This window comes from Streptomyces sp. NBC_00669, assembly GCF_036226785.1.
In the GTDB taxonomy this organism is placed as follows: Bacteria; Actinomycetota; Actinomycetes; order Streptomycetales; family Streptomycetaceae; genus Actinacidiphila.
In genome coordinates, this window is record NZ_CP109018.1 from 2448385 (window position 1) to 2473662 (window position 25278).

Consider the following 25278-nt stretch of genomic DNA (forward strand, 5'->3'; position numbering starts at 1 on the left):
CGTGCGAAGTCGACCCGGTGACCCGAGTCGCCAGAGAAAGTGTACGGGACCGCTGGAGTCGCAGGCGACACTCGACTTGTCCACAGGCCGCGGACCAAGATCATCGCGGGGTGGGCGCGGTGCGTCATCGTGGGGACATGGCGTACACGGCGGCGTGGTTGACGGTGATGGTGGCGGTGCTGGCGGCGGGCGGAGGCGTGGGGCCCGGGGCCGGCGCGGGAGTTGGGGACGGCGGCCGGCCCGGCGGTGGGGCCGCCGGTGGTGGTGCCCCGGCTCCGGTCCGGTCGGGGTACGGCGCCGGGGCGCGGGTGCGCGCGGGCTGCACCGGGCCGCCCGGGCCGGCGGCGCGGTGCTGGCCGGTGGCGGGGCCGGGGGCGCGGGGGCGGCCGCTGGTGCTGCGCGGCTTCGAGCCGCCGGCGACCGCGTGGGCGGCGGGGCATCGCGGTGTCGATCTGTCGGCCGCGCCGGGCGCGGAGGTGCGGGCGGCAGCCGCGGGCGAGGTCGCCTTCGCCGGACCGGTCGCCGGAGTCCCGGTGGTGGTCGTCGCGCTGCCCGGCGGCCTGCGCACCACCTACGAACCGGTACGGGCCGCGGTCGCGGTGCGCGCGCGGGTGGCCGCCGGGGACCGGCTGGGCGAGGCCGCCGCCGAGATGCCGGCGCACTGCCCGGCGGCCTGCGTGCACTGGGGCCTGCTGCGCGGCGACGTCTACCTCGACCCGCTCACCCTGCTCCCGCCGGCGCTGCGCCGGGCCGGACCGTCGCGGCTGCTGCCGGTGGACGGGGCGGCCCGGGCGTAGCGGAACCGGTCGGTCCAGAGGTCAGTCCAGCGGCATCGCGGCGGCCAGTTCGCGCCATTCGGCACGCGGGAGGACGGTGTCGGGGCGCAGCACCTGGATCGCCACGTGGTCGGCGCCGGCCTCGTGGTAGGCGGCGACCCGGGTGCGGACATCGGCGGCGTCCCCGATGGCGAAGAGCGCGTCGAGCAGTTGATTGCTGCCGCCGTCCGCGAAGTCCTCCTCGGTGAAGCCGAGCCGCCGCCAGTTGTTGACGTAGTTGGGGAGCTGGAGGTACATCGACAGGGCGCCGCGGGCCGTCGCGCGGGCCCGGCCCAGGTCGGAGTCGAGGACGACGCCCAGCTCGGGCGCGAGCAGCTTGCCGGGGCCGAGGGCGGCGCGCGCCTGGGCGACGTGCTCGACCGTGACCAGGTACGGGTGCGCGCCGGCGGAGCGGTCGGCGGCGAGCTTGAGCATCCGCGGACCGAGCGCGGCGAGCACCCGCCGTCCGGCCGGGACCGGGGCGGGGGCCGAGTCGAGGCCGTCGAGGAACTCGACCATCTTCGCGTACGGGTGCGCGTAGCCCTCGGTGATCGGGGCGTGGCTCACCCCGAGGCCGAGCAGGAACCGCTCGGCCGCGCCGGCCTCCAGGTCGGCGATGTTCTGGGCGACCTCCGCCGCGGGCTGGTTCCAGACGCTGAGGATGCCGGTGGCCACGGTGAGGCGGCGGGTGGCGGCGAGCAGCGGCACCGCGCTGGCGACGGGCGGCGATCCGCCGAGCCAGATCGCGCCGTAGCCGAGTTCGTCCAGCTCGGCGGCGGCCTCGCGGTTCTCACCCTGGAACTCGCTGTCGCCTTGGCCCAGCCGCATGTTCCACACGCCGACCCGGCCGATGTCCTGTTGCTGTGCTCCTGAAGTCATAGCTGCGGCAACAGGGCAGTGCGGGCAGGCTATTCCGGGCTGTCCGCCGACCGGGTGACTCCGTGCAGGGCCATGGCGACGGCTGCCTCGACGATCTCGGTGGGCAGCTCGGCGGCGCCCAGCTCGATCCGGCGGACGGCGGCGTCGACCACGCCCTGCAGCAGCATGGCGGTCAGCCGCGGCTCGGGGTGGCCGAGGCAGGACAGCGCGGCCACCACCATGGCGACCAGGCCGCCGTGCGCCGCGCGGATCTTCTCCCGCGCGCCGGCGTCCAGCTCACCGGCGGAGATCGCCACGACCGCGCGGTGCCTGCGGTCGCCGACCAGGGTGAGCTGGCTGCGGACGTACGCCTCGATCTTGTCCGCGGGGGTCTCGGCGGCCTGCATCGCGGCCTCGACCTCGGCGGCCCAGACCGGGAAGTCGACCGCGCACAGCTCCTCCACGACGTCGGCCCGCGAACGGAAGTACTCGTAGACCGACGAACGGGCCAGCCCGGTCCGCTCGGCGAGCGCGGGGAAGGTGAGGGCTTCGGTGCCGCCCTCGGTCAGCAGGGTGCGGGCGGCGTCCAGCAGGGCGCGGCGCTGCATCGTCCGGTGCTCGGCCACCGAGGCCGCTCGAATTCTCGGCATTACCCCACTGTAGACAGTCCGGCTCAGCGTGCTCCCATGTCGGCGAGCTTCGCCCGTAGTTGGAGCACGGACTTGGTGTGGATCTGGCTGACCCGGCTTTCGGTGACGCCCAGTACCTGACCGATCTCCGCGAGTGTGAGCCCCTCGTAGTAGTAGAGGGTGACCACGGTCTTCTCCCGGTCGGGGAGGGTGCTGACCGCGCGGGCGAGCAGGCGGCGCAGCTCTCTGTCCTCGGCGACCTCGGACGGGTTGTCCGCGCCGGTGTCCTCCAGGGTGTCGACCAGGCTGAGCCGGTCGCCGCTCTCGGCGCCGACGTGCAGCAGCTCTTCGAGGGCGACCACGTTGGCGAGGGAGAGCGCGCTGAACACGCCGTGCAGCTCCTCCAGGCCGACGCCCATCTCGGCGGCGACCTCGGGCTCGCTGGGGGTACGGCGCAGCTTCGCCTCAAGGGTGGCGTAGGCGCGCTCCACGGCGCGGGCCTTCTGCCGGACCGAACGGGGAATCCAGTCCAGGGCACGCAGTTCGTCGATCATGGCGCCGCGGATGCGGGTGATGGCGTAGGTCTCGAACTTGATCGCCCGGTCCGGATCGAACTTCTCGATCGCGTCGATCAGCCCGAAGACCCCGGAGGACACGAAGTCGGCCTGTTCCACGTTGGCGGGCAGCCCGACGCTGACCCGGCCGGCCACGTACTTGACCAGCGGCGAGTAGTGCAGGATGAGCTGTTCCCGCAGCCGCGCGTCCCCCGTGGACTTGTAGGTCCGCCACAACGCGTCGAGCGAGGTGGGTGCGGCGGGCCGGGGGGTGGCCCGGGCGGTGGCCACTGCCGTCGCCTGTTCGGACCCGGGGGTGTGCTGGGGCATACGTTGTCGTGAGCCGTTCTGCCTTGGCGTGGGCGGGAGATCAAACCTCCGCGAGCGTAGCGTGACCATAGTGTCGCTGATTGCTACGGCATCCGTGTGGGACATGCGCAGATACGTTCCTCTACGGGTGCGGGTGGTCCGGAAAGGGCGCGGGGTAACGCACCGGACCGTGTGGGGGCGTGAGGGCAATAATGCGCCGCATCCCGCCGCCGCGCCGTCCGCCCTGCGAACACCGCAGGTCAGCGAGGTTTCCTGTCACCTGATGGGGTGTCGGCCGCGTCAACCTGCCCCACTTCCCGGGTTGTCACGCGCGGTACGGACCAACCTCCAGCGCCCGCACTCGCGTACGACGAACCCGAGGGCCCGCAACTCGTGCAACCCGCTCAGCGTGTCGGCGGCCGAGATGCCCAGCGTGTCGGCGATGTCCTGCTCCGCGGCGTCCCCGCGGCCGGGCAGCGCCTCCAACACCCGCGCGGCGCCTGGTCGCAGGAGGTCCCTGGGCAGCACGGGTCCGCGCCGCACCGGGGCGAGGTCGGCACCGATCTCCCCCACCAGCTCGACCACTTCGGCCGCGTCGGTGACCATCACCGCGCCGCCGCGCAGCAGTTCGTGCACCCCTTCCGACATGGCGCTGGTGCACGGCCCCGGCACGCCCATGGTGATCCGGCCCAGCTCCGCCGCCCGCCGAGCGGTGATCAGCGACCCGCTGCGGTAGCGGGCCTCGACCACCACCGTGCCCCGGGTCAGCGCGGCGATGACGCGGTTGCGCTGCACGAACCTCGACCTGGTCGGATGCTCGCCCGGCGGCAACTCCCCGACCAGCAGGCCCCGTTCGGCGATCCCCGCGATCAGGTCGGTGTTCCCCCGCGGGTACGCCACGTCGATCCCGCTGGCCACCACGCCGATCGTGGCACCGTCGGCCTCCAGTGCGGCGCGGTGCACGGCGCCGTCCACGCCGTACGCCGCCCCCGACACCACCGCCCACCCCGCGCCCGCGAGCCCCGCACCGAGCCGGACCGCCATGTGCCTGCCGTAGTCCGTGCAGGCCCGGGCGCCGACCACCGCGACCGAACGCAGGGCCCACAGCCGCAGCGACGGTCTCCCCCGCACCCACAGTCCGTACGGCCGCTGCACGTCCAGGTCGTCGAGCTGGCCGGGCCAGTCGCCGTCGCCCGGGCACAGGAACCGACCACCCGCCCGGTGCGCCGCGGCCAGGTCCGCCACCGGGTCGGCCCGCGCGGCCCTGATCCCGTAGCTCTCCGTCCGCCCGACACCGGCCCCGGGCAGCCGCCGCCCGCCGAGTGCGGCCCGCAACGCCGCCCGCGGACCCAGATCCCGCACCGCCCGGCCCATCACCTTGTCACCGGGATCGGCCACCCGGGTCAGCGCGACCCGGGCGAGCCGCTCCTGCCACCCCACCGCCGCACCCGCGCCGCCGGCCCCCGTCAACTCACCGCTCCCGTAAGCCGCCCGCAGCTCCTCCTCGGCAGCCGCCCGCCCGCCGGCACGGCCCCGGACACCAGCGGCACCACCCCCGCCGGCCCCACCGACCCCGCCACCGCTCCCGCTGTCTCCGGCACCGCCTCCACCGGTATCCGCGCCGGCGCCCGCGGCCACCGCATCGGTCCCCGCGCCCGCCTCCGGCGGCTCCCCGGCCGCACCCAACCGCCCGGCCCACTCCGCCTCGGCGCCCTCCTCCCCCGCCATCACACCCCTCCCGCCACGGCCGGCACTCCCCTGTTCACCCCGGTGCGCAACTGGAGTGCCAGCAGCACGTGTTCGGGAGTCGGGCAGTCCGCGCCCGCGAGGTCCGCGACCGTCCACGCCACGCGCAGCACCCGGTCCAGGCCGCGGGCGGTGAGCAGGCCACGCTCCATGTCCCGCTCGACCGCGCGCAGGGCGCCCGCGGCGACATGCCAGCGGGTGCGCAGCTCATGTCCCGGCACCTCGCTGTTCAGCCGCCAGGGGGTGTCCTGGTAGCGGGCGGCGGCGCGGGCCCGGGCTTCGAGGACCCGCGCGCCGACCGCGGCCGAGGACTCCCCGGATGTGCCCACGCCACCCGGTCCGATGAGCTCGGCTCGGCTGACCGGCTCGACGTCCACCCGCAGGTCGACCCGGTCCAGCAGCGGGCCGGACAGCCGGGCCTGATAGCGCCGCACCGCGCTCGGCGAGCAGTCGCAGCCCCCGCCGAGCACCGAATACCGCCCGCACGGGCAGGGGTTCGCGGCCAGCACCAGCATGAAGCGGGCCGGAAGCCGTATCACCCCGGCGGCCCGGGCCACGATGACATGGCCCGATTCCAGCGGTTGCCGCAGCGCGTCGAGCGACTGCGAGCTGAACTCCGGCGCCTCGTCCAGAAACAGCACTCCGCGATGGGCGAGCGAGACCGCGCCCGGCCTCGGCAGGCCGCTGCCGCCGCCGACGAGCGAGGGCATGGTCGCCGAGTGGTGCGGCGCGCAGTAGGGCGGGGTGTCGACCATGGGACGGCCGGTCGGGAGGATGCCCGCCACCGAGTGCACCGCGGTGACCTCCAGCGACTCCTGGCGGGTCAGCGGCGGCAGGATGCCCGGGAGCCGCTCGGCGAGCATCGTCTTGCCCGCGCCCGGTGGACCGTTCAGATAGAGGTGGTGGCCGCCGGCCGCGGCGACCTCCAGGGCGAGCCGGGCCGCCCGCTGCCCGGCGACGTCGGCCAGGTCGGGACGGTGCTGGTCCCCGCCGGGGCCGCCGCCTCCCGCGGCCGCGAACTCCGCGCTGCCGAATCCCCCGCCGCCGAACCCGGTCCCGGCGAACGCGCCCGGTCCGCCGCCGGCGCCCAGCCCCGCGCCGGCTCCTCCGCCGGGCACCGCCAGACCCGCCAGCATCGGGTCGGGCCGCTCCCGCCCGGCGCTCTCGTCCGGCTCCTCGGGCACCGCCTCGTCGTTGAGCACCGCGACAAGCTGGCGCAGGCTGCGCACGCCCAGCACCGAGACGCCGGGCACCAGGGCCGCCTCGGACGTGGTGCGCTCGGGCACCACCACCTGCCGGTATCCCGCGTCGGCGGCGGCGAGCACGGCCGGCAGCACGCCGCGCACCGGGCGGACCCGCCCGTCGAGCCCCAGCTCGCCGATCATCATCAGGTCGGCGATGGCGCTCGGCGCGATCCGGCCGCTCGCGGCCAGCACGGCACAGGCAACGGCCAGGTCGAAACCGGAGCCGCCCTTGGGCACCGACGCCGGGCTCAGCCCCACGGTGAGCTTCTTCTGCGGCCAGGTCTCGCCGCTGTTCACGATCGCCGCGCGCACCCGGTCGCGGCTTTCCACCAGGCTCTTGTCCGGCAGCCCGACCAGGGCGAAGGCGGCCACGCCCGGCTCCAGATCGGCCTGGACCTCGACGACGACGCCTTCCACGCCGATCAGGGCGACCGAGCAGGTGCGGGCGAAGCCCATCACGCCACCCCCCGCACATGCTCGACCCGGGGCGCGCCGCGCGCGGGCAGCACGACTCCGACCAGGTCGATCCGGACGCCGCCCGGCGGCGCCCCGCCGTGCTCGGCGGTCCATCGCTCGGCGAGCGACCGCAGCCTGGCCGCCTTACCGGGGGTGATCCCCGCCATGGGGTGCTGGTGGCCGCCCTCCCGGCGGGTCTTCACCTCGCACACCACCACCGCGTCGCCGTCGGCCGCGACGATGTCGATCTCGCCCCGCCGGCCCCACCGCCAGTTCCGCTCCAGGATGTCCAGCCCGGCGTCCCGCAGCGTCCTGGCGGCCACGCCCTCTCCGTACCGCCCCAGCGCACCTCGTGCGTTCATGAGTACCACCTCCGTCACTCACTGTGACAGAAGGCGGCCTCACGAAGATGATCTTGAACCTCAGCCTGTGGATAACTTTCCGCGCCGCGCCACGACGCTCCCACCGGGCCGGCCCGACCCACCCCGGACAGCCGGCCCACCCCGGCCCGACCCACCCGGGACGGCCGACCCACCCCGGCCCGGCCGTCCCGGCTCAACCCGAGCCCATCCCATCCTCAGCTGTTGAATCCCGAGTCGTCCGACGGCAGATCGAGGTCCGCCTTGTTCAGCTCCTCGATGTTCACGTCCTTGAACGTCAGCACCCGGACCTGCTTGACGAAGCGAGCCGGCCGGTACATGTCCCAGACCCACGCGTCGGCCATCGACACTTCGAAGAACACCTCGCCCTGGACCGAGTGCACCTGCATCTCGTAGTCGTTGGTGAGGTAGAAACGCCGCTCGGTCTCGATCACGTACTTGAACAGGCCGACGACGTCGCGGTACTCCCGGTAGAGCTTCAGCTCCATCTCGGTCTCGTATTTTTCGAGGTCCTCGGCGCTCATGGCATGTTCCCCTTCAGCCGTACGTGACCCCATTGTGCGCTACCGGAAGACCACCGGAGCCGCACACCGCCGTATCGCTGTGGGAGCGTCAGCCCGCCCGCCGCCGGACGAGGCCGGCCAGCGGGGTGTACGCGGCCCCGCCCAGGATCAGCAGCACCCCGGCCACGATCGCCGCCGCCAGCCAGCGCAGCGGGCCGTGAGGGGACGCTCCGCCGCCGGAGAGCCCGTCGAAGGCGGAGGTGCGCTGCACCGTCCCCACCCGGCTCAGCGGCCACGCGGTGGCCTCCACCCGGGCCTTCACGTCGGAGGCCGGCACCGAGCCACGCTGGGCGTCGTCCAGCCGCAGCCGGGAGTCCTCGGAGACGGCGCGGTTGTCGCCGACGAGGAACAGCTCGCCCTTGGGCACCTTCGTGTCGAACTTCGACGCCGACGCCAGGCCGGGCGCGGCCAGATAGGTCTCGTCGACGGCCTTGCCGTCGACCATCAGCCGCCCGCGCGCGTCGCAGCAGGAGACCGTGTCACCGCCGACCCCGACCACCCGCTTGACCTCGGGCAGGTCGCCCCACAGCTTGTCCTTGAAGACCACGATGTCGCCGCGGTGCACCTGGTCGCCGGAGATCCGCTGGGCCAGCACCTTGTCGCCGGGGCTGACCGTGGGCTCCATCGAGCTGGTCGGCACCGTGTAGGGGCGGTAGACGACCGCGGCCCAGCCGAAACCGCCCAGGAAGAGCACGCAGCCCAGGGCCACGGCGATCCCGGACAGTCTGTGCCCGGTCCCGCCGCGGCCCTGGGCTATCGCTCTGCCGCTGCTCGTACGTGTCGCGCTCATGGAGCCGCACCCTACCCGTCGGTACGCGCCCCGGTCAGCCCTCCGCGCCCTCGGACGCGCCCGCCGCCTCATGCTTGCGCAGCAGCCTGCGCCGCCGCAGCATCACCAGCGGGATCGCACCCGCCACGCCCACCGCGGCCGGGCCCGCGGTGCCGGCCGCGTTGATCCCCGACTGGGAGAAGGTGCCGGGGATGCCCAGCCAGTCCCAGCGGTTGATCGGCCAGGCGACCACGACCGCGCGGCCGACGACCTGCTTGGTCGAGACGGTGCCGTCGGTGTGCTTTCCCTTGTACATGCCCACGTGGTAGCGGGAGTCGAGCGAGTCCTGGCGGTGGTCGCCCATCACCCAGATCCGGCCCTTGGGCACGTGGACGGTGAACGGCATGTCCGGGGTGCACGGGGTATTGCCCGGGAAGACGTAGGGCTCGTTCAGCGGCTTGCCGTTGACCATCACCGGGCCGGTGCCCTTGCAGCTGACGGTGTCGCCGCCGACCCCGATCACCCGCTTGATCAGGTCCTTCTCCTCGGCCGACGGCATCAGGCCGACGAAGCTGAGGGTCTTCTGCAGGCCGCGCACCGCCGGGTTGCTGCTCGGCGGCGGGTTCTCCGGCAGCCAGCCGCCGGGGTCGTGGAAGACCACGACCTCGCCACGGCTCGGCGTGGAGCCGAACCACGGCGTCAGCTTGTCGACCAGCACCCGGTCGCCCTTGAGCAGGGTGTTGTTCATGGAGTCGGACGGGATGGAGAACGCCTGCACCAGGAAGGTCTTGATGATCAGCGCCAGCACCAGCGCGATGCCGATCAGCAGCGGCAGCTCCTTCCAGAAGGAGCGGGGCTTGCGCTCGGCGGCGTGTGCGGGCTCGCCGCCGGACGAGTCGCCGCCGCCACCTGCGGCGCCGGGCTCGTCGGGGCCGCCGGAGTCGTGGCGCCGCGCGCCGTCGCCGCTCACGCCGCCCACGTCCTCCGGCCTGGTGCCCGCCACCGGGACGTACCCGGGTTCGTACCCCGCGCCCTGGCCGTAGTCCGGGCCCTGGTCGTAGCCGGCCTGGTATCCGTTGCCGCCCGCGCCGACGGGTGGGTATCCGCCCTCCGCCCCGGCGTCCCGGCCGGGGTCATAGCCGCCGGCGTAGCCGCCGTCGGAAGGTCCGGGGACCCTGCCGGCGGACGGGACGCCATGCGCACCGTTCCGAGTCGTCTCCTCGGGGACCACGCCATCGGCCTCCGTGCCGTCCGCAGGGGGCACCGGGCCGTCCCCCTTCTCGGGCTCGCCGGAACCGGACCGCGCGCCGACCACCAGGTCCCCCACATCCACTCCTCATTCGATATCGACGCCTGCCCCGGAACCGGCGCAGGCCCACCATTCCCATAACGAGCGGGAGTTCCGCAGGAGTCGGGAGCGGGTCGGTCCTTTGAGCATTGTTGGCCGAGCCGCCGGCCCCATCCACCATAGTGGTGCCGGCTGTGCGGGCGGGGATCGCCGCGTCCGCCTGCGGCACCGAACCGAAGGTCGAGGGCTCCTTCAGCCGCCCCCAGTGGCCGATCGGCCAGCCGATCACGAAGGCCCGTCCGACCACCAGGTTCTGCGCGATGGTGCCCTCGGTGCGCTTGCCGTCGATGACCTGCTGCATGTGGTAGCGCGAGTCCGCCGAGTCCGAGCGGTGGTCGCCCATCACCCACAACCGACCGAGCGGTACGTGCACGGTGAACTTGATCATCGACGGCGGGTTGCCCGGATACAGATACGGCTCGTCCAGCGGTTTGCCGTTGACCGTCAGCCGCCCCTGGGCGTCGCAGCAGCTCACCGTGTCGCCGCCGACGCCGATCACCCGTTTGATCAGGTCCTGCTCGCCGGAGGCCGGCAGCAGCCCGATGAAGGTGAACACCTGCTTGACCTGCTTGATCACCACCGGGTCCGGCTTGGGCGCGGGCTCGCCCTGGAGCCAGCCGCCGGGGTCCTTGAAGACCACCACGTCACCGCGGTGCGGCTCGGCGCCGAACCACGGGGTCAGCTTGTCCACCAGCACCCGGTCGCCGATCCGGATGGTCTGCTCCATCGAGCCGGACGGGATCACGAACGCCTGGAGCAGGAAGGTCTTCAGCACCAGCGCGATCACCAGCGCCACCACGATCAGCAGCGGCACCTCGCGGGCCATCGAACGGCGCCTCTTGCGCTTGACCTTGCGGGCCAGCTTGCGCCGCTCCACCCGGCTGCCGCTGACCGGCGGCGCGGGCGGCGCGTCGGTGCCACGCGGCCGCCCCCGGTTACCCATGCGAGCCGGCCGGCGCGGGCACGTCGGAGAAGACGGCGGGGCGGCGCACCCGGGTCCAGTGGCCGGGCGGCCAGGCGATCCACTCGGCGCGGCCGATCACCTCGCCGACCGGTACGGTGCCGCCGCCAGGGTCGCCGAGGTGCTCGCGGGAGTCGGCGGAGTCCGCGCGGTGGTCGCCCATCACCCACAGCCGGCCCGGGGGCACCACGATGTCGAACGGCTCGCTGGAGGGCGCGTTCCCGGGGTGCAGGTAGGTCTCGTCGAGCGCGTGGCCGTTGACGCTGACCCGGCCCTGGGCGTCGCAGCAGGTGACGCGGTCGCCGCCGACACCGATCACGCGTTTGACGTAGTCGGTGCCACTGGTGGTGGAGAAGGAGTCCTTGCCGTCGAACACGATCACGTCTCCCCGGCGGGGCGTGCCGCCGAAACGGTACGCCAGCTTGTCGACCAGCACCCGGTCGCCGATCCGCAGCGTGTTCTCCATGGAGGAGCTGGGCACTTCGAAAGGCTCCACCACGAAGTGGCTGACCAGCAGCAGCGCCGCGCAGCAGGCGAGAGCGAGCAGCAGCGTGCGGTTCCAGTCGTCCCACCAGTCGGCGAGGCGCTCCCTCATGACGGAACGCGACCGCTCCTCCAAGTCCGCCTCGTCGGCGGTGGGGGAACGGTCGCGCTCCGGGGTCACTGCTTCGCTGTCCATCGGGGCGGAAGCTTATCCGGCCCGCCCCAAGGGAGAGTCAAACGATCAGTTGTCGCGCTTCTCCTTGATCTTCGCGGCCTTGCCGCGCAGCTCACGGAGGTAGTACAGCTTCGCGCGGCGCACGTCGCCGCGGGTGACGACCTCGATCTTCTCGACGATCGGGGTGTGCACCGGGAAGGTGCGCTCGACGCCGACGGAGAAGCTGACCTTGCGGACCGTGAAGGTCTCGCTGATGCCCGCGCCCTGGCGGCGGATGACGACGCCCTTGAACTGCTGCACACGGGAGCGGTTGCCCTCGATGACGCGCACGTGGACGTTGACGGTGTCGCCGGGGCGGAAGGCCGGCACGTCGGTGCGCACGCTGGCGCTGTTGACGCTCTCGATGAGGTTGGTCATGGTCGTTCGTCGCTTCCTCGCCGATGCCACAGGTCATCGACGGCATGTCGTCTTGGATGTTCGGGTTGTCCTACGGTGCGGTCGCCCGGCACCGGGCGGCGGCTGTCCCCCTGTGGCAGGGGCGCGCGCCGGGCAGGCAACAGCGGGTCATTCTTCCACGGCGTCGGGGTTGCGCCCAAATCGGCCGTCGGGACCCGGCTGCCAGCCCAGGATGCTGAGCATCTCGCGGTCCTTCTTGTCGAAGGCCGCGGGGTCGGCGCGCTCGATCAGGTCGGGCCGGTGCGCGACCGTACGGCGCAGCGCCTCGTCGCGGCGCCAGCGGGCGATCTTCCCGTGGTGGCCGCTGAGCAGCACCTCGGGGATGCCGCGGCCGCGCCAGGCCGGCGGCTTGGTGAAGACCGGGCCCTCCAGCAGGTCGGCCATGGCGCCGGGGGCGAAGGAGTCGTCGGCGTGCGACTGCGCGTTGCCGAGGACGCCGGGCAGCAGCCGGGCGACGGCCTCGGTGACGACCAGGACGGCGGCCTCGCCGCCGGCCAGGACGTAGTCGCCGATGGAGACCTCGTGGACCGGCATCCTGGTGGCGTACTCGGCGGTGACGCGGCTGTCGATGCCCTCGTAGCGGGCCGGGGTGAAGATGAGCCAGGGGCGCCGGGACAGCGCCACGGCGGTCGCCTGGGTGAAGGGGCGGCCGCTGGGGGTGGGGACGACCAGCACGGGCTCGTGGGCGCCTTGTTCGTACCCGTCGGCGATGGTCTGGTCGAGGGCCTCGCCCCAGGGGCCGGTCATCATCACCATGCCGGGGCCGCCGCCGTACGGGGTGTCGTCCACGGTGTGGTGGCGGTCGCCCGCCCAGCCGCGCAGGTCGTGCACGCGGACGTCGAGGCGGCCGGCCGCGCGGGCCTTGCCGACCAGGGAGACGTCCAGCGGTTCGAGGTACTCGGGGAAGATCGTGACGACGTCGATCCGCATGTCAGGCGCCGTCGCTCTCGCGCCGCGCGTCGCCCGCACCGGACGCGTCACCCTCGTCCCTGGCGGCGTTCTCGGCGCCCGCGCCGGCACCTTCACCGGCTTCGACCTCGGCTTCGACCTCGGCATCGGCATCGGCATCGGCCTGAGCACTGGCCACCTGGGCGTCCGCCTCGTCCAGCAGCCCGGGCGGCGGGTCGATCACGGCCCGCTGCGCGTCCAGGTCGATCTCGGGCACGATCTCCATGACGAACGGCACCAGCACCTCGCCGCCGCCGGTGCGCGCCACCACCAGCAGGTCCTGGTACGGCAGGTGCGAGACCTCGGTGATCCGGCCGACCTCGCGGCCGTCCACGGTCACCACGTCGAGGTCGATGAGCTGGTGGTCGTAGAACTCCTCGGGGTCCTCCGGGGTCTGCTCCGGGTCGACCTCGGCGATCAGCATGGTGCCGCGCAGCGCCTCCGCGCCGTTGCGGTCGCTGACGCCCTCGAAGCGCAGCATCAGGCGGCCGCTGTGCACCCGGCCGGTGGCGATGGTGAGCGGCCCGGTGGCGGCCGGGTCGGTGGCCAGTACGGCGCCGGGCGCGAGCCGCAGTTCCGGCTCGTCGGTGCGCACTTCGACGCTCACCTCGCCCTTGATGCCGTGGGCGCGTCCGATCCGGCCGACTACGAGCTGCACGTCCTGCTCAACTCCCGCTGTGGGAACGGTGGGAACCGCACCTGAGGGGCGCGGCGGAAACGCACCGGGCCGGAGGCGGTGTAGCCGCCTCCGGCCCGGTGCAACGAAAACCCGATGTGCCCGCGGCGAACGCCGGCACGTGCGGGGCACGGCAGGGCGCGCTCAGCGCACCTGGTCCACGTCGACGAGGTCGACGCGGACACCACGGCCGCCGAGAGCGCCGACGACGGTGCGCAGCGCGCGGGCCGTGCGGCCGTTGCGCCCGATGACCTTGCCGAGGTCGTCGGGGTGCACCCGGACCTCCAGCACACTGCCTCGGCGCAGGGTCCGCATGCCGACCTGCACATCGTCGGGGTTGTCGACGATGCCCTTCACGAGGTGCTCAAGGGCCTCCTCAAGCACGCTCAGGCCCCGGTGGACTCGGCAGAGGCGGTGGCCTCGGCGTCGTCGGCCTTCTTGTCAGCCTTCTTGGCCTTGGGGGTGATCGCCTCACCCTTCGGCTCGTCGGCGGTGTCCTTGGCGGCGGCCTCGAACAGCGCGCGCTTGTCGGCCTTCGGCTCCGGCTGGAGCAGCGGGGCCGGGGCGGGCTCGCCCTTGAACTTCTGCCAGTCGCCGGTCAGCTTCAGGATGGCGAGCACGGGCTCGGTCGGCTGCGCGCCGACGGAGAGCCAGTGCTGCGCGCGCTCCGAGTCGACCTCGATGCGCGACGGGTTCTGCACGGGGTGGTACAGACCGATCTCCTCGATGGCCCGGCCGTCACGGCGGGTACGGGAGTCGGCGACGACGATGCGGTAGTGAGGCGCGCGGATCTTGCCCAGGCGCTTCAGCTTGATCTTGACTGCCACGGGAGTGGGTTCTCCTGAAGTTGACGTGTTTGGGCACACGGACGGCCCACGTGGGGTTGTGGAAGTCGTGCGCCCGACGGACGCGTCAGCCGAAGGAGAGAGGGTTCCTGCACGGCTGTCGAGTTCTCAGCTAAACATTGTGCCACAGTCAGCCGACCCCAACGACCTCCGGGATACGGAACGGCTGCCCGCACGCTCCGCACATGATCGGGGCCTGGGCCAGCACCGAGGGCACCACCCGGACATTCCGCCCGCAGTCGCAGACGGCCTTGACGCGCACGCCGCCGCCCGAGGAGCCGTGCCGGGCGGCAGGTCCACGGAAGGAGCGGGCGGTGTCGGCGGTGGTGGCCACGGTGTGCGCCTTCAGAGCGCGCTGGAGCCGCTCGATGGTGCCCCGGTAGCGCTTACGGGTGTCGGGGCGCATCACCACGAGCGAGAAGCCGCTGCTGGGATGCGGCTCGTCGGCGTGGTCCAGGCCCATCTCGTCGGCGATGGCGAGGAATCTGCGGTTGTGGTAGCGGCCGGCGCGTGAGGTGTCGCGGATGCCGCGGGCCGCGGCGATCCCGTGCACAGCCTCGTGCAGCAGCCTTTCGAAGGAGAGCTCGGTGCCGCAGGCGGACGAGGACTCTCCGATCAGGGACTCGGGCGCGGCCAGATCGGGCAGCTCGGGATGGTGCCGTTGAATATCGGCCCAGGCGACTGCCAGCTCGGCGGCGAGAACAGGTGGTGTCGTGCTCACGCCGTGACAACGAGCCGGGCGCCCCCGGTGTTCCGATTCCGGGCTAGCCCAATTAATTTGCACTGATCGGTCAGTTCCGGATGTTGCGCATGGATACGCATGACGCAGGGCGGGTGCGGAGGGACCGGAGTAACACCGGTGAACCTGCGCACCCGCCCCAAGCGCGGACGTATGAACATATTCCGTACACCGCTGATCGGTCAGCGGACGCCGGAGGGAACCGGCCGGCGCGGATGAGCCCGAGGCCCGACGCCCGACCCGAGGCCCGGCCCGTGGCCCGACGCGGGCCTGGCGGGCCCGGTGGCGCCGGCCTGGTTGCCGCGGCCCTAGTAGGCGCGGGCCACGATGGCCACGGTCCCGGGGGCGTCGTCGGCGACGGGCACCGATCCGTCCTCGGCGACCAGGCAGCGCACCGAGACGCCCTGCTCGGCCAGCTTCGCCTCGCCCTCCGACCCCAGGTCCGCCCACGGGATGCGGGCCCAGCCGGTGGCCGCGGCCTCGGCGGCCTCGGCGACCGTGGCCACGTCCACGGTCCGGGACAGCCGGCGGTCGCGGGACTCCTGGAGCAGCCGCGCCTGGTCCTCTTCCATCGCCTTGGGCAGCAGGGTCTCCAGCGCGTCCAGGGAGACCGGCTCCTTGCCACCGGGGATGCGGCGGGCGACCATCGCGGTGCCGCCGGCCAGGTCGCGCGGGCCGATCTCGACCCGCAGCGGCACGCCCTTGAGCTCCCAGTCGACCGCGCGGCGCCCGAAGGGGGTGTCGGTGCGGTCGTCCACGACCACCCGCATCCCGGCCGCGCGCAGCTTCTCGCCGACCTCGTGCACCTTCGCCACGACGGCCTCGTCGTCCTTGATCGCCATCACCACGACCTGCACGTGCGCCAGCCGCGGCGGCACCCGCAGCCCGTTGTCGTCGCCGTGCATCATCACCAGCGCGCCGATCATCCGCGTGGTGCTCCCCCAGGACGTCTGCCAGACGTGCTCCTGGGTGCCCTCCTTGGACAGGTACGACGTGTTGAACGCCTTCGCGAAGTTCTGCCCCAACTCGTGGCTGGTGCCCAGCTGGAGCGCCTTGCCGTCACCCATCATCCCCTCCAGGGTGAGGGTGTTGATCGCGCCCGCGAACCGCTCCTTGACGGTCTTGCGGCCCGGCACCACGTCCATCGCCAGGACGTTCTCCATGAAGTCGCCGTACACGTCGTACTGGATACGGGAGGCGAACTCGCGGGCGTCGTCCTGGGTGGCGTGCGCGGTGTGCCCCTCCTGCCACAGGAACTCCGTGGTGCGCAGGAACAGCCGCGGCCGCAGCTCCCAACGCACCACGTTCGCCCACTGGTTGATCAGCAGCGGCAGGTCGCGGTAGCTCTGCACCCACTTGGAGAAGTACTCGTTGATGATCGTCTCGGACGTCGGCCGGACGACGATCGGCTCCTCCAGCTCCTTGCCGCCGCCGTGCGTCACCACCGCCAACTCCGGCGCGAAGCCCTCCACGTGCTCGGCCTCGCGGGTGAGGTAGGACTGCGGGATGAAGAGCGGGAAGTACGCGTTCTGCGCGCCGACCGCCTTGATCCGCGCGTCCATGTCGGCCTGCATCCGCTCCCACAGACCGTAGCCGTACGGCCTGATCACCATGGTGCCGCGCACCGGTCCGTTGTCGGCCAGCTCGGCCTTGTTGATCAGGTCCTGGTACCAGCGCGGGAAGTCGTCCGCCTGAGGGGTGAGAACGGGAGCCTTAGCCATGGGCCGATGGTAAGGCCCCGTGCCACCCCAGCGTGAATCGGCCATCGCCGAGCGCACGCCGGCGCACGCGAGCCGCGTGAAACACGGGCGTCGCCGGAAGTTCACGAGAACGCGTCCCCCGCCCTCTGGACGGGGGCGCGAAACGGCAGTTGTCTGGCATGCAGGGACGAGTACGGCCCCTGGCACCACAGCACGGGGAGCAGAAAGCGGTTCCGGTCGGCTGATGGGAGCTCTTCCATGACGGCTACGCTCTATCGCGGCTCCAGGCCCGGCACGCGGGGCAGGGCGCGGGACTGGGCGGAAATCCAGGAACGGATGCTCGTTCCGCTCTACGAGACGGTGTACGACCGGCTGGAGGTCGGGGCCGGCACCCGGCTGCTCGGCCTGGGGTGCGGCAGCGGTCTGGCACTGATGCTCGCCTCCGCGCGGGGCGCCGCCGTCATCGGCCACGACCGTGACGCCGAACGGCTGGCCCTGGCCCGCGAACGCCTGGCGGCGAGGGAGCGCGACCGCCCGCCGGAGCACCGTACGCGACTGCTCGCCGGCGACCTGCGCCTCGCGGACCTGCGCACGGCGGACCCGCGCACCGACCGACCGCGCGGCACGGTCGCCCTGGCGGCCAGGACCCCCGCGCTCAGCGGGGCCGCGAGCGCCGGAAACGGCAGGACACCGCCGCCCGCGCCCGACGCCCCCAGCGGCGCGGGGGAGCCCGCCGTGGAGCGGCCCGGCTCCTGGCCCGGCCGCGGCTACGACGTCGTCACCGCCTTCGAACCGGCCGCGCCCGCCGCCGAACTCGGGCCCGCGCTCGCCGCGGTGGCACGCACCGCGCGGCGCGGCAGCACCGTCGTGCTGGCCGGCTGGGGCCCGCCCGAGCGCTGCGCGACCTCCCACGTGCTCAAGGTCGCCACACGGCTGGCCGAGCCACGCGGCGCCGCGGCCCCCGCCCTGCGGCTCAGCGGCCGCGACGACCTGGAGGACCTGGCGCGTACGGCCGGACTGCGGCCCGACGGCTCGGGGCGCGTCTCGTGCCCCTTCGGCTACCCCGACCTGCCCAGCGCGGTCCGCGGCCTGCTGTCCACCGGGCTGTTCGACGCGGCCGTCGCCGCCACCGACCACCAGCAGGTCGACAAGGAACTCGCCGAGGCCCTGCACCCCTACCGCCGGCCCGACGGGTCGGTACGGATGGAGAACGTCTTCCGCTACCTGATCGCCCGCACCTGACCCCGAATCCGGGAACGCCCAGCCGCGGCACGGCAGCTCCGCACCACCGCCCGCCACCCGGAAAACGGCTGGCCGCTCCCGAGTCCTTCGGGCGAGAGTGGCCGCATGCCGACGCACCCCGCTCCCCTGTCCCCCGACACCCCCGCCGTCGTCCGCCTGGTCAAGGCCGGACGGGAGAAGGTCCGCTACGACGCCACCGTGCGCTCCGACGACGGAGTCCGCGTGACCGTCACCGCGCCCTGGTCGCTGCCCACCGTCCGCGACTTCGGCTTCGTCCGCTTCGAACCCGGCGACGTCTTCACCGAGCACTACTGGCGCGACCGCTGGTACGCGATCAAGGAGGTGCGGGACCCGGCCGGCGCCCTGAAGGGCTGGTACTGCGACATCACCCGCCCGGTCGCCGTCGAGGAGGCCACGCTGCTCTCCGAGGACCTGGACCTCGACCTGTGGGTGTCCGCCGACGGCGGCGACGTCCTGCGCCTGGACGAGGACGAGTTCGAGGCGAGCGGGCTGGCCGGGCGGGACCCGGCGGCCGCCGAGGCGGCGGTGCGCGCCCTGGACGAGCTGGAGCGGGTGGCCACCGACGCCGGGCTGGCGTCCCTGCTGTGAGCCGGCCGGGGCCCTTGCCGCGCCAACCAGGCGCCCTTGCCGCCCTGCCTTGCCGCGCTGACTTGCCGCACTGACCGGCTGCCTTGCCGCGCTAGGCGGTCGGGCCCTCCCACTCCTCGGCGGTCAGCGCGAAGCGCTCGTGGTCCCGCCAGGCGTCGTTGATGAACAGCATCCGCGGCGAGAAGCCCTCGTGGCGGAAGCCGAGCCGGCGGGCCATCGCGAGTGAACGGGTGTTGTCCGGCTGGACGTTGATCTCCAGCCGGTGCAGCCCGAGCCCGTCGGGCCGCGCCCTGAAGCAGCGGTCGACCACCAGCCGCAGACCGAGCGTCATCCGCCCGGTGCCCGCGTACGGCAGGTAGCTGTCGTAGCCGAGCGCGGCGTTGCGGAAGCGGCCCAGCACGATGTTGGCGACGTTGCAGGTACCCACCAACCCGCCGGTCCCACGGGCCGCGCCGGCGCCCCCGGCCCCGTCCGGGTTCCCGGCCGCGTCGTCGTCATCGACGATCAGGTACGTCCGCAGGCCGGCGCCCTGCCGCCGCAGCAGCTCGGGCAGCGCGTCCGGCTCGACCGGGTTCCACGGCCGCAGGTGCCGGTCCGACCGCAGGACGGCGGCGCGGTGGGCCTCGGCGTCACCCGCCCGGGGCTCGCGGATCGAAATACGCATGGTCACATCATCGCAGGAAGCCCCCTGACGCCGCGCGCCGTCCACGTGCGGAGAGCCGCCCACCGCAGCCCCGCCCGCCCGGCCGGACACGCCGGCCGGGCGCTCTCCAGGGGCCCGGCCGCCACGGCCGCGCGCCCTGGAGGCGAGCGGCGTCAGCCCATGAACTTCTTGAACTCGTCCGGCAGCTCGAAGTCCTTGCCGCCGGGCAGGCCGAGCCCACCGTCCTCGCCGCCCTGTTGCTGCTGCTCGCGCTTGGCAGCGGCCGCGGCCGCCTCGGCCTTGCGCTTCATCGGGTTGCCCGACTGCCGCTTGCCCTTGGCCTGCTTCTGCTGCTTCTTCTGCCGGCCGGGACCGCCGCCCATGCCCGGCATCCCGGGCATCCCCGGCATGCCGCCGCCCTGCGCCATCCGCGACATCATCTTGCGCGCCTCGAAGAACCGCTCCACCAGGCTCTTGACCGCGCTGACCTCGACACCCGAACCCTTGGCGATCCGGGCCCGGCGCGAGCCGTTGATGATGTGCGGGTCGGCCCGCTCGGCACGCGTCATCGACTTGATGATCGCGGCGGTGCGGTCGACGTCCTTCTCGTCCAGGTTGTTGATCTGGTCCTTGATCTGGCCCATGCCCGGCAGCATGCCGAGCAGCTTGGAGATGGAGCCCATCTTGCGGACCTGCTCCATCTGCGCCAGGAAGTCGTCGAGCGTGAACTCCTTGGGGCCCTTCGCCAGCTTGGCGGCCATCTCCTCGGCCTGCTGCTGGCTGAAGGTCTGTTCGGCCCTCTCGATCAGCGACAGGACGTCGCCCATGCCCAGAATCCGCGACGCCATGCGGTCCGGGTGGAAGGTGTCGAAGTCGTCCAGCTTCTCGCCGTTGGAGGCGAACATGATCTGCTTGCCGGTCACGTGCGCGATCGACAGGGCGGCGCCACCGCGGGCGTCGCCGTCGAGCTTGGAGAGCACCACGCCGTCGAAGCCGACGCCGTCGCGGAAGGCCTCCGCGGTGTTCACCGCGTCCTGGCCGATCATCGCGTCGACCACGAACAGGATCTCGTCGGGGTGCGTGACGTCGCGGATGTCCGCGGCCTGCCGCATCATCTCCTGGTCGACACCGAGCCGGCCGGCGGTGTCGATCACGACGATGTCGTACTGCTGCGTCTTGGCGAACTCGATGGAGTCCTGGGCGACCTTGACCGGGTCGCCGACGCCGTTGCCCGGCTCGGGCGCGTAGACCGCGACGCCGGCGCGTTCGCCGACGACGGAGAGCTGGTTCACCGCGTTCGGGCGCTGGAGGTCACAGGCGACCAGCAGCGGGGTGTGGCCCTCCTTCTTCAGCCACTGGCCCAGCTTGCCGGCGAGCGTGGTCTTGCCGGCGCCCTGGAGGCCGGCCAGCATGATCACGGTCGGCGGCTGCTTGGCGAAGCGCAGCCGCCGGGTCTCACCGCCCAGGATGGTGACCAGCTCGTCATTGACGATCTTGATCACCTGTTGCGCCGGGTTCAGCGCCTGGGAGACCTCGGCGCCGAGCGCACGCTGCTTGACGTTGGCGATGAAGGCCCGCACCGCGGGGAGCGCGACGTCAGCTTCCAGCAGCGCGATACGGATGTCGCGCGCGGTGGCGTCGATGTCCGCCTCGCTCAGGCGGCCCTTGCCCCGGAGGCTCTTGAAGGTATTCGCGAGGCGATCAGACAGAGTGTCGAACACGGTGGTCGCAGGTCCTCAGGGGTCGGGGGCGGAGACAGTCGCCTTCCAGGGTATCCGGCCCGCGCGCCGAGCCGGATGCCCCGGGCGGAAGCTGCCGGAATCGGCGCTCACCGCAGGGCGGCCTCCACCTGTTTCGCCACCTCGGCCGCACGGGCCGGCGGCAGCGGGTTGCCGTCCTTGCCGACGAGGTAGAAGGCGTCGACCGCGTTGGCGCCCAGGGTGGAGATACGCGCCGAGCGGACGGTGACGGCGGTCGCGGTCAGCGCGAGGCCGATCCGGTGCAGCAGCCCGGGAGCGTCGTGCGCGCGGACCTCCAGCACGGTGGCGGTGTGCGAGGTGTGCCCGGGGGCGATGGTGGCCCGGGCCGGCGGCGGCACGATGCCGCGGCGGCGCGGGTAGGCGGTCTCGCGCTCGGCCAGCCGCGCCTCGATGTCGAGGGAGCCGTCGAAGGCGCGGGCCAGGTCGGCGCGCAGCCGGGCCGCCTCGGGCAGCGCACCGTATGCCGCGGACACCCGCCAGCTCAGCAGGGCCACCGGGCCCTCCCCCACCGGGTCGACCGAGCGCAGGTCGGCGGCGCGCACGGTGAGCCGGTGCAGCGCGAGCACCCCGGCGGCGTGGGCGAGCAGACCGGGCCGGTCGGGCACCGCGACGAGCAGTTCGACGCCCAGCGCCTCGTCCTGGGCGTCGCCCTCCGGCTGCGGCTCGGCCTTGGCGTGCAGGGCCAGTACGGGGCCGCGGGTGCGGGCGGCCTCGATCGCCAGCCGCTCCTCCTCGGCGGTGGACTCGCGGTCGCCGTTGTCGGGCAGGTCGCCGGTGTCCAGGGCGCCGGCGACGCGGTCCACGAGGTCGGCCAGGAGCGAGGCACGCCAGGTGCTCCAGGCGGCGGGGCCGGTGGCCAGGGCGTCGGCCTCGGTGAGGGCGGCGAGCAGTTCGAGGGTGGAGGTGTCCCGGACGGCCTCGGCGACCATGCGGACGGTCTCCGGGTCGTCGAGGTCGCGGCGGGTGGCGGTGTCGATCAGCAGCAGGTGGTGGCGGACCAGCAGGGCGAGGGTGTCCACGTCGGCGGCGCCGAAGCCGATCCGGGCGGCGACGTCGCGGGCGATCACCTCGCCGGCCGCGCTGTGGTCGCCGGGCCAGCCCTTGCCGATGTCGTGCAGGAGGGCCGCGGTCAGCAGCAGGTCGGGGCGGCCGACCCGGCGGGTGAGGCCGGACGCCTGGACGGCCGTCTCCACCAGGTGCCGGTCGACGGTGAAGCGGTGCACGGCGTTGCGCTGCGGGCGGCAGCGCACCCGCTCCCAGTCGGGGATGAGCCGGGTGACCAGCCCCTCGGCCTCCAGGGCCTCCCAGACCGGCACGGTGGACTCGCCCGCGCCGAGCAGCGTGAGCAGCTGTTCACGGGCCTCCGCGGGCCACGGCACGGGCAGCGGCCGGGATGCGGCCGCCAGCCGCCGTACCGCGTGCAGGGACAGCGGCAGATCGGCCTGTGCGGCCGCGGCGGCGGCGCGCAGCGGCAGCACGGGGTCGCGGTCGGGCTTGGCGGCCATCGCGAGCACCGCCTCGCCCTCCTGCTCCACGACGCCCTCGGCGAGCGGGACCCGCTCGGCCGCCGTCTGCGGGGCGGGGGTACGGCCGCGGCCGAGCAGGCCGCGGCGGCGCGGGCGGGACTCGCGGGCGCGCAGCACCCGGCCGACCTCGCGCCAGGTGACGTCGGCGGCGTAGGAAATGCGGCGGGCGGCCTCGTAGACCTGGCGGAGCAGGGCGTCGGCGTCGAGCAGGCCGAGGGCGTCGGCGATCTGGTCCTGCTCCTGGAGGGCGAGCCGGTCGGTGGCGCGGCCGGTGACCAGGTGGAGGGCGTCGCGGGTGTCGAGCAGCCGGGTGCGGGCCTCTTCGAGCCCTTCGCGGGGGGCGTCGGCGAGCCAGGACGCGGCGACGGCGCGCAGCGCGGTGGCGTCGCGCAGCCCGCCGCGGGCCTCCTTGAGGTCGGGTTCCAGCAGGTAGGACAGCTCGCCCTGGCGTTCGGCGCGTTCGGCGCACAGTTCGTGCAGGGCGGGCAGCCGCTTGGGTGCCTGGTTGCGCCAGTCGGCCAGGACGGCGCTGCGCAGCCCGGAGGTGAGGGCCGCGTCGCCGGCGATGTGCCGGGCGTCCAGCAGGCCGAGTTGGACCTTCAGGTCGTCCGCGGCGGTCTTACGGGCCTCCGCCGGGGTGCGGACCGAGTGGTCGAGGGCCAGCCCGAGGTCCCACACCGGGTACCAGACCCGGTCGGCGAGGGCGGCGACGGACTTCGGGGAGTCGTGCAGCAGCACCAGGTCGAGGTCGCTGCGGGGGGACAGCTCGCCGCGGCCGTAACCGCCGACCGCGACCAGTGCCCAGTCGGTGGTGTCGACCGCCTGGGCGGCCTCGGTGGCCAGCGCGGCCAGCCACCGGTCGGTGAGGGTGGCCAGGGCGGCACGGCGCGGCGGCCCGGACTGCCCCTCCTCGGTGAGGAGGTGCAGCCGGGCCGCCGCGTAACCGTGGCCTTGCGCTTCGACGCTTTCGGTCACTGGTGCTCCGCTGTCTTGTCGTCGAGCCGCGGCTCGGGGTGGCCGGGGCTTGCGACCGGGGGTGCGATGGTCGTCAGAGCGCGTCGGGCCCGCGCTCGCCGGTACGGACCCGGACGGCCGTGTCGACCGGCAGGCTCCACACCTTCCCGTCTCCGATCTTGCCCGTTCTGGCCGCCTTGACCACGACCTCGATGAGTTGTTCGGCGTCGGCGTCCTCGACCAGGACCTCGATCCTGATCTTCGGCACGAGGTCGACGGTGTACTCGGCGCCCCGGTAGACCTCGGTGTGGCCGCGCTGGCGGCCGTAGCCGCTGGCCTCGGTGACGGTCAGGCCCTGGACGCCGAACGCCTGGAGGGCTTCCTTGATCTCGTCGAGCCGGTGCGGCTTGACGACGGCGGTGATGAGCTTCACGCGTCCACCTTCTTGGTCAGGCCGGTCTCGAGGCCGGCGGGGGCCGCGTGGGAGACGCTGCCGACTCCGGTGAAGTCGTACGCGGTCTCCGCGTGCTCGGCCTGGTCGATGCCGCTGATCTCGACCTCCTCCGGGACCCGGAAGCCCATCGCCATGTCGATCAGTTTGGCGAGGATCGCGGAGCAGACCAGGGAGTAGCCGAGGACCGCGAAGACCCCGATCGCCTGGATGCCGAACTGGTGCCAGCCGCCGCCGTAGAAGACGCCCTTGACGTCCTGGCCGACGCCGCCGGTGGCCAGCAGGCCGATCAGCAGGGAGCCGACGATGCCGCCGACCATGTGGACGCCGACCACGTCGAGGGAGTCGTCGTAGTTGAAGCGGTACTTCAGGCTGACCGCCGCCGCGCAGATCACGCCGGCGATGACGCCGACCGCTATCGCGCCGAGCGGGCTGACCGAGGCGCAGGAGGGCGTGATCGCGACCAGGCCGGCGACCGCGCCGGAGGCGGCGCCCAGGGTGGTGAAGGAGCCGTGCCGCAGCCGCTCGTAGGCCAGCCAGCCGACCATGGCCGCGGCGGTGGCGATCTGGGTGTTGATGAAGACCGTCGACGCGACGCCGTCGGAGGTGATCTCCGAGCCGGCGTTGAAGCCGAACCAGCCGAACCACAGCAGGCCGGCGCCGAGCATCACCCAGGGCATGCTGTGCGGGCGCATCGGGTCGCGCTTGAAGCCGACCCGCTTGCCGATGACGAGGATGACGCCGAGGGCCGCGGCGCCCGCGTTGATGTGGACCGCGGTACCGCCGGCGAAGTCGATCACGCCCTTCTGGCCGAGCCAGCCGCCGCCCCACACCCAGTGGGCCACCGGGAAGTACACGACGGTCGCCCACACGGCGATGAACAGCGACCAGGCGGTGAACTTGACCCGGTCGGCGAGCGCGCCGCTGATCAGTGCGGGGGTGATGATCGCGAACATCAGCTGGAACGCGGCGAACGCGAAGATCGGGGTGCCGGTCGCGCCCCAGAGGTCGTCCGGTGCGATGTCCCGAAGGCCCAGCCAGCGCGTGCCGCCGAGGAATCCGCCGTTGTCGCCGTCGAAGGCGAAGCTGAATCCGTAACCGGTCCACAACAGCGTTATGATCCCGAGGCTGATGAAACTCATCATCAGCATGTTCAGGGCACTCTTCACACGGACCATGCCGCCGTAGAAGAACGCCAGCCCCGGTGTCATCAGCATCACGAGCGCGGAGCTCAGAAGCAGAAATGCGGTATTACCGGAGTCGAGCTTGGGCGCATCCGCGGCCAGTGTGATGATGGCTGGTGCCATCGGCGTCTCCTCGTCATCCGAACGGCCCGTGCGGGCGGTGCAGGGGTGGGCCGGTATTGGCCTTGAGGTTGGCCGAAGCGGGTTTCACCCGATGCCATAGGATGTTTCACCGCCGTGACGAAGAAGTCACCC

The 25278-nt window shown here is 73.1% G+C and carries 25 protein-coding genes and 1 pseudogene; 3 read left to right on the plus strand and 23 right to left on the minus strand.

What is annotated here, in order from left to right; translation table 11 throughout:
• The first annotated feature begins 137 nt into the window (after window positions 1-137).
• On the plus strand, window positions 138-797 hold the full coding sequence (locus tag OG896_RS09665) for a peptidoglycan DD-metalloendopeptidase family protein (protein WP_329364184.1): 660 nt from the start codon (window positions 138-140) through the stop codon (window positions 795-797).
• Window positions 798-818: 21 nt separating this feature from the next.
• On the opposite strand, the gene OG896_RS09670 is transcribed toward OG896_RS09665, so the two are convergent.
• From OG896_RS09670 to proS, 18 genes and pseudogenes are all read right to left on the minus strand, one after another.
• Entirely contained in the window at window positions 819-1694 is an 876-nt protein-coding gene (locus tag OG896_RS09670; RefSeq protein ID WP_329364186.1) for an LLM class F420-dependent oxidoreductase, read from the minus strand.
• A 29-nt stretch (window positions 1695-1723) separates the two neighbouring features.
• Complete coding sequence (locus OG896_RS09675; protein ID WP_329373847.1) at window positions 1724-2281, minus strand: TetR/AcrR family transcriptional regulator; 558 nt, start codon at window positions 2279-2281, stop codon at window positions 1724-1726.
• A gap of 65 nt (window positions 2282-2346) precedes the next feature.
• Window positions 2347-3186 carry an RNA polymerase sigma factor WhiG gene (whiG, locus tag OG896_RS09680; RefSeq protein ID WP_329364189.1) on the minus strand — a complete coding sequence of 280 codons (840 nt, stop codon included), beginning with the start codon at window positions 3184-3186 and terminating at the stop codon, window positions 2347-2349.
• A gap of 279 nt (window positions 3187-3465) precedes the next feature.
• Window positions 3466-4893: a DNA-processing protein DprA gene (gene dprA, locus OG896_RS09685; RefSeq protein ID WP_329364191.1), complete on the minus strand. Its 1428-nt coding sequence runs from the start codon at window positions 4891-4893 to the stop codon at window positions 3466-3468.
• The gene (locus OG896_RS09690; protein ID WP_329364193.1) at window positions 4893-6611 is read right to left on the minus strand and encodes a YifB family Mg chelatase-like AAA ATPase; all 1719 of its coding nucleotides are present in this window, start codon (window positions 6609-6611) and stop codon (window positions 4893-4895) included. Before OG896_RS09690 ends, dprA begins: the two co-directional genes overlap by 1 nt.
• A pseudogene (locus OG896_RS09695) lies at window positions 6611-7016 on the minus strand (YraN family protein). Before OG896_RS09695 ends, OG896_RS09690 begins: the two are co-directional and overlap by 1 nt.
• Window positions 7017-7188: 172 nt before the next feature.
• Window positions 7189-7515: a DUF2469 domain-containing protein gene (locus OG896_RS09700; RefSeq protein WP_033173060.1), complete on the minus strand. Its 327-nt coding sequence runs from the start codon at window positions 7513-7515 to the stop codon at window positions 7189-7191.
• Between the two features lie 88 nt (window positions 7516-7603).
• Entirely contained in the window at window positions 7604-8344 is a 741-nt protein-coding gene (gene lepB, locus OG896_RS09705) for a signal peptidase I (RefSeq protein ID WP_328470025.1), read from the minus strand.
• A gap of 34 nt (window positions 8345-8378) precedes the next feature.
• Window positions 8379-9554 (minus strand): signal peptidase I, encoded by a 1176-nt coding sequence (gene lepB, locus OG896_RS09710; RefSeq protein WP_443056982.1) that lies wholly within the window; start codon window positions 9552-9554, stop codon window positions 8379-8381.
• Window positions 9457-10614, minus strand: coding sequence for a signal peptidase I (lepB, locus tag OG896_RS09715; RefSeq protein ID WP_329364196.1), 1158 nt, complete (start codon window positions 10612-10614; stop codon window positions 9457-9459). The genes lepB (OG896_RS09710) and lepB (OG896_RS09715) overlap by 98 nt, the downstream gene beginning before the upstream one ends.
• Window positions 10607-11311 (minus strand): signal peptidase I, encoded by a 705-nt coding sequence (gene lepB, locus OG896_RS09720; RefSeq protein WP_329364198.1) that lies wholly within the window; start codon window positions 11309-11311, stop codon window positions 10607-10609. Before lepB (OG896_RS09720) ends, lepB (OG896_RS09715) begins: the two co-directional genes overlap by 8 nt.
• A 45-nt stretch (window positions 11312-11356) precedes the next feature.
• Complete coding sequence (gene rplS / locus OG896_RS09725; protein ID WP_328470019.1) at window positions 11357-11707, minus strand: 50S ribosomal protein L19; 351 nt, start codon at window positions 11705-11707, stop codon at window positions 11357-11359.
• Between the two features lie 147 nt (window positions 11708-11854).
• A complete protein-coding gene (trmD, locus tag OG896_RS09730) occupies window positions 11855-12676 on the minus strand; it encodes a tRNA (guanosine(37)-N1)-methyltransferase TrmD (protein ID WP_329364200.1) in 822 nt (273 codons plus the stop codon).
• Between the two features lies 1 nt (window position 12677).
• Complete coding sequence (gene rimM / locus OG896_RS09735) at window positions 12678-13352, minus strand: ribosome maturation factor RimM (RefSeq protein ID WP_329364202.1); 675 nt, start codon at window positions 13350-13352, stop codon at window positions 12678-12680.
• A gap of 162 nt (window positions 13353-13514) precedes the next feature.
• Window positions 13515-13754, minus strand: a complete 240-nt coding sequence (locus tag OG896_RS09740) for an RNA-binding protein (RefSeq protein ID WP_093716568.1) — start codon at window positions 13752-13754, stop codon at window positions 13515-13517.
• Between the two features lie 2 nt (window positions 13755-13756).
• Complete coding sequence (gene rpsP / locus OG896_RS09745; protein WP_329364205.1) at window positions 13757-14197, minus strand: 30S ribosomal protein S16; 441 nt, start codon at window positions 14195-14197, stop codon at window positions 13757-13759.
• 148 nt (window positions 14198-14345) lie between these two features.
• Complete coding sequence (locus OG896_RS09750; RefSeq protein WP_328470008.1) at window positions 14346-14936, minus strand: hypothetical protein; 591 nt, start codon at window positions 14934-14936, stop codon at window positions 14346-14348.
• Between the two features lie 326 nt (window positions 14937-15262).
• Entirely contained in the window at window positions 15263-16675 is a 1413-nt protein-coding gene (proS, locus tag OG896_RS09755) for a proline--tRNA ligase (protein ID WP_329364208.1), read from the minus strand.
• 237 nt (window positions 16676-16912) lie between these two features.
• Here proS and OG896_RS09760 point away from each other — a divergent pair, with 237 nt between their 5' ends.
• Together OG896_RS09760 and OG896_RS09765 are read left to right on the plus strand one after the other, a co-directional pair.
• Window positions 16913-17896, plus strand: coding sequence for an SAM-dependent methyltransferase (locus tag OG896_RS09760; protein ID WP_329364209.1), 984 nt, complete (start codon window positions 16913-16915; stop codon window positions 17894-17896).
• Window positions 17897-18001: 105 nt separating this feature from the next.
• A complete protein-coding gene (locus OG896_RS09765) occupies window positions 18002-18505 on the plus strand; it encodes a DUF402 domain-containing protein (RefSeq protein WP_329364211.1) in 504 nt (167 codons plus the stop codon).
• A gap of 91 nt (window positions 18506-18596) precedes the next feature.
• Here the strand turns inward: OG896_RS09765 and OG896_RS09770 are convergent, their stop codons facing one another.
• The 5 genes from OG896_RS09770 to OG896_RS09790 all read right to left on the minus strand — a co-directional run bounded on the left by OG896_RS09770 (window position 18597) and on the right by OG896_RS09790 (window position 25146).
• Window positions 18597-19169 (minus strand): GNAT family N-acetyltransferase, encoded by a 573-nt coding sequence (locus OG896_RS09770; protein ID WP_329364213.1) that lies wholly within the window; start codon window positions 19167-19169, stop codon window positions 18597-18599.
• Between the two features lie 152 nt (window positions 19170-19321).
• Window positions 19322-20869 (minus strand): signal recognition particle protein, encoded by a 1548-nt coding sequence (gene ffh, locus OG896_RS09775; protein WP_329364216.1) that lies wholly within the window; start codon window positions 20867-20869, stop codon window positions 19322-19324.
• A gap of 107 nt (window positions 20870-20976) precedes the next feature.
• On the minus strand, window positions 20977-23409 hold the full coding sequence (locus OG896_RS09780) for a [protein-PII] uridylyltransferase (RefSeq protein ID WP_329364218.1): 2433 nt from the start codon (window positions 23407-23409) through the stop codon (window positions 20977-20979).
• A 73-nt stretch (window positions 23410-23482) separates the two neighbouring features.
• Window positions 23483-23821, minus strand: coding sequence for a P-II family nitrogen regulator (locus tag OG896_RS09785; protein WP_328469991.1), 339 nt, complete (start codon window positions 23819-23821; stop codon window positions 23483-23485).
• On the minus strand, window positions 23818-25146 hold the full coding sequence (locus OG896_RS09790) for an ammonium transporter (RefSeq protein WP_329364221.1): 1329 nt from the start codon (window positions 25144-25146) through the stop codon (window positions 23818-23820). Before OG896_RS09790 ends, OG896_RS09785 begins: the two co-directional genes overlap by 4 nt.
• Window positions 25147-25278: the final 132 nt, after the last annotated feature.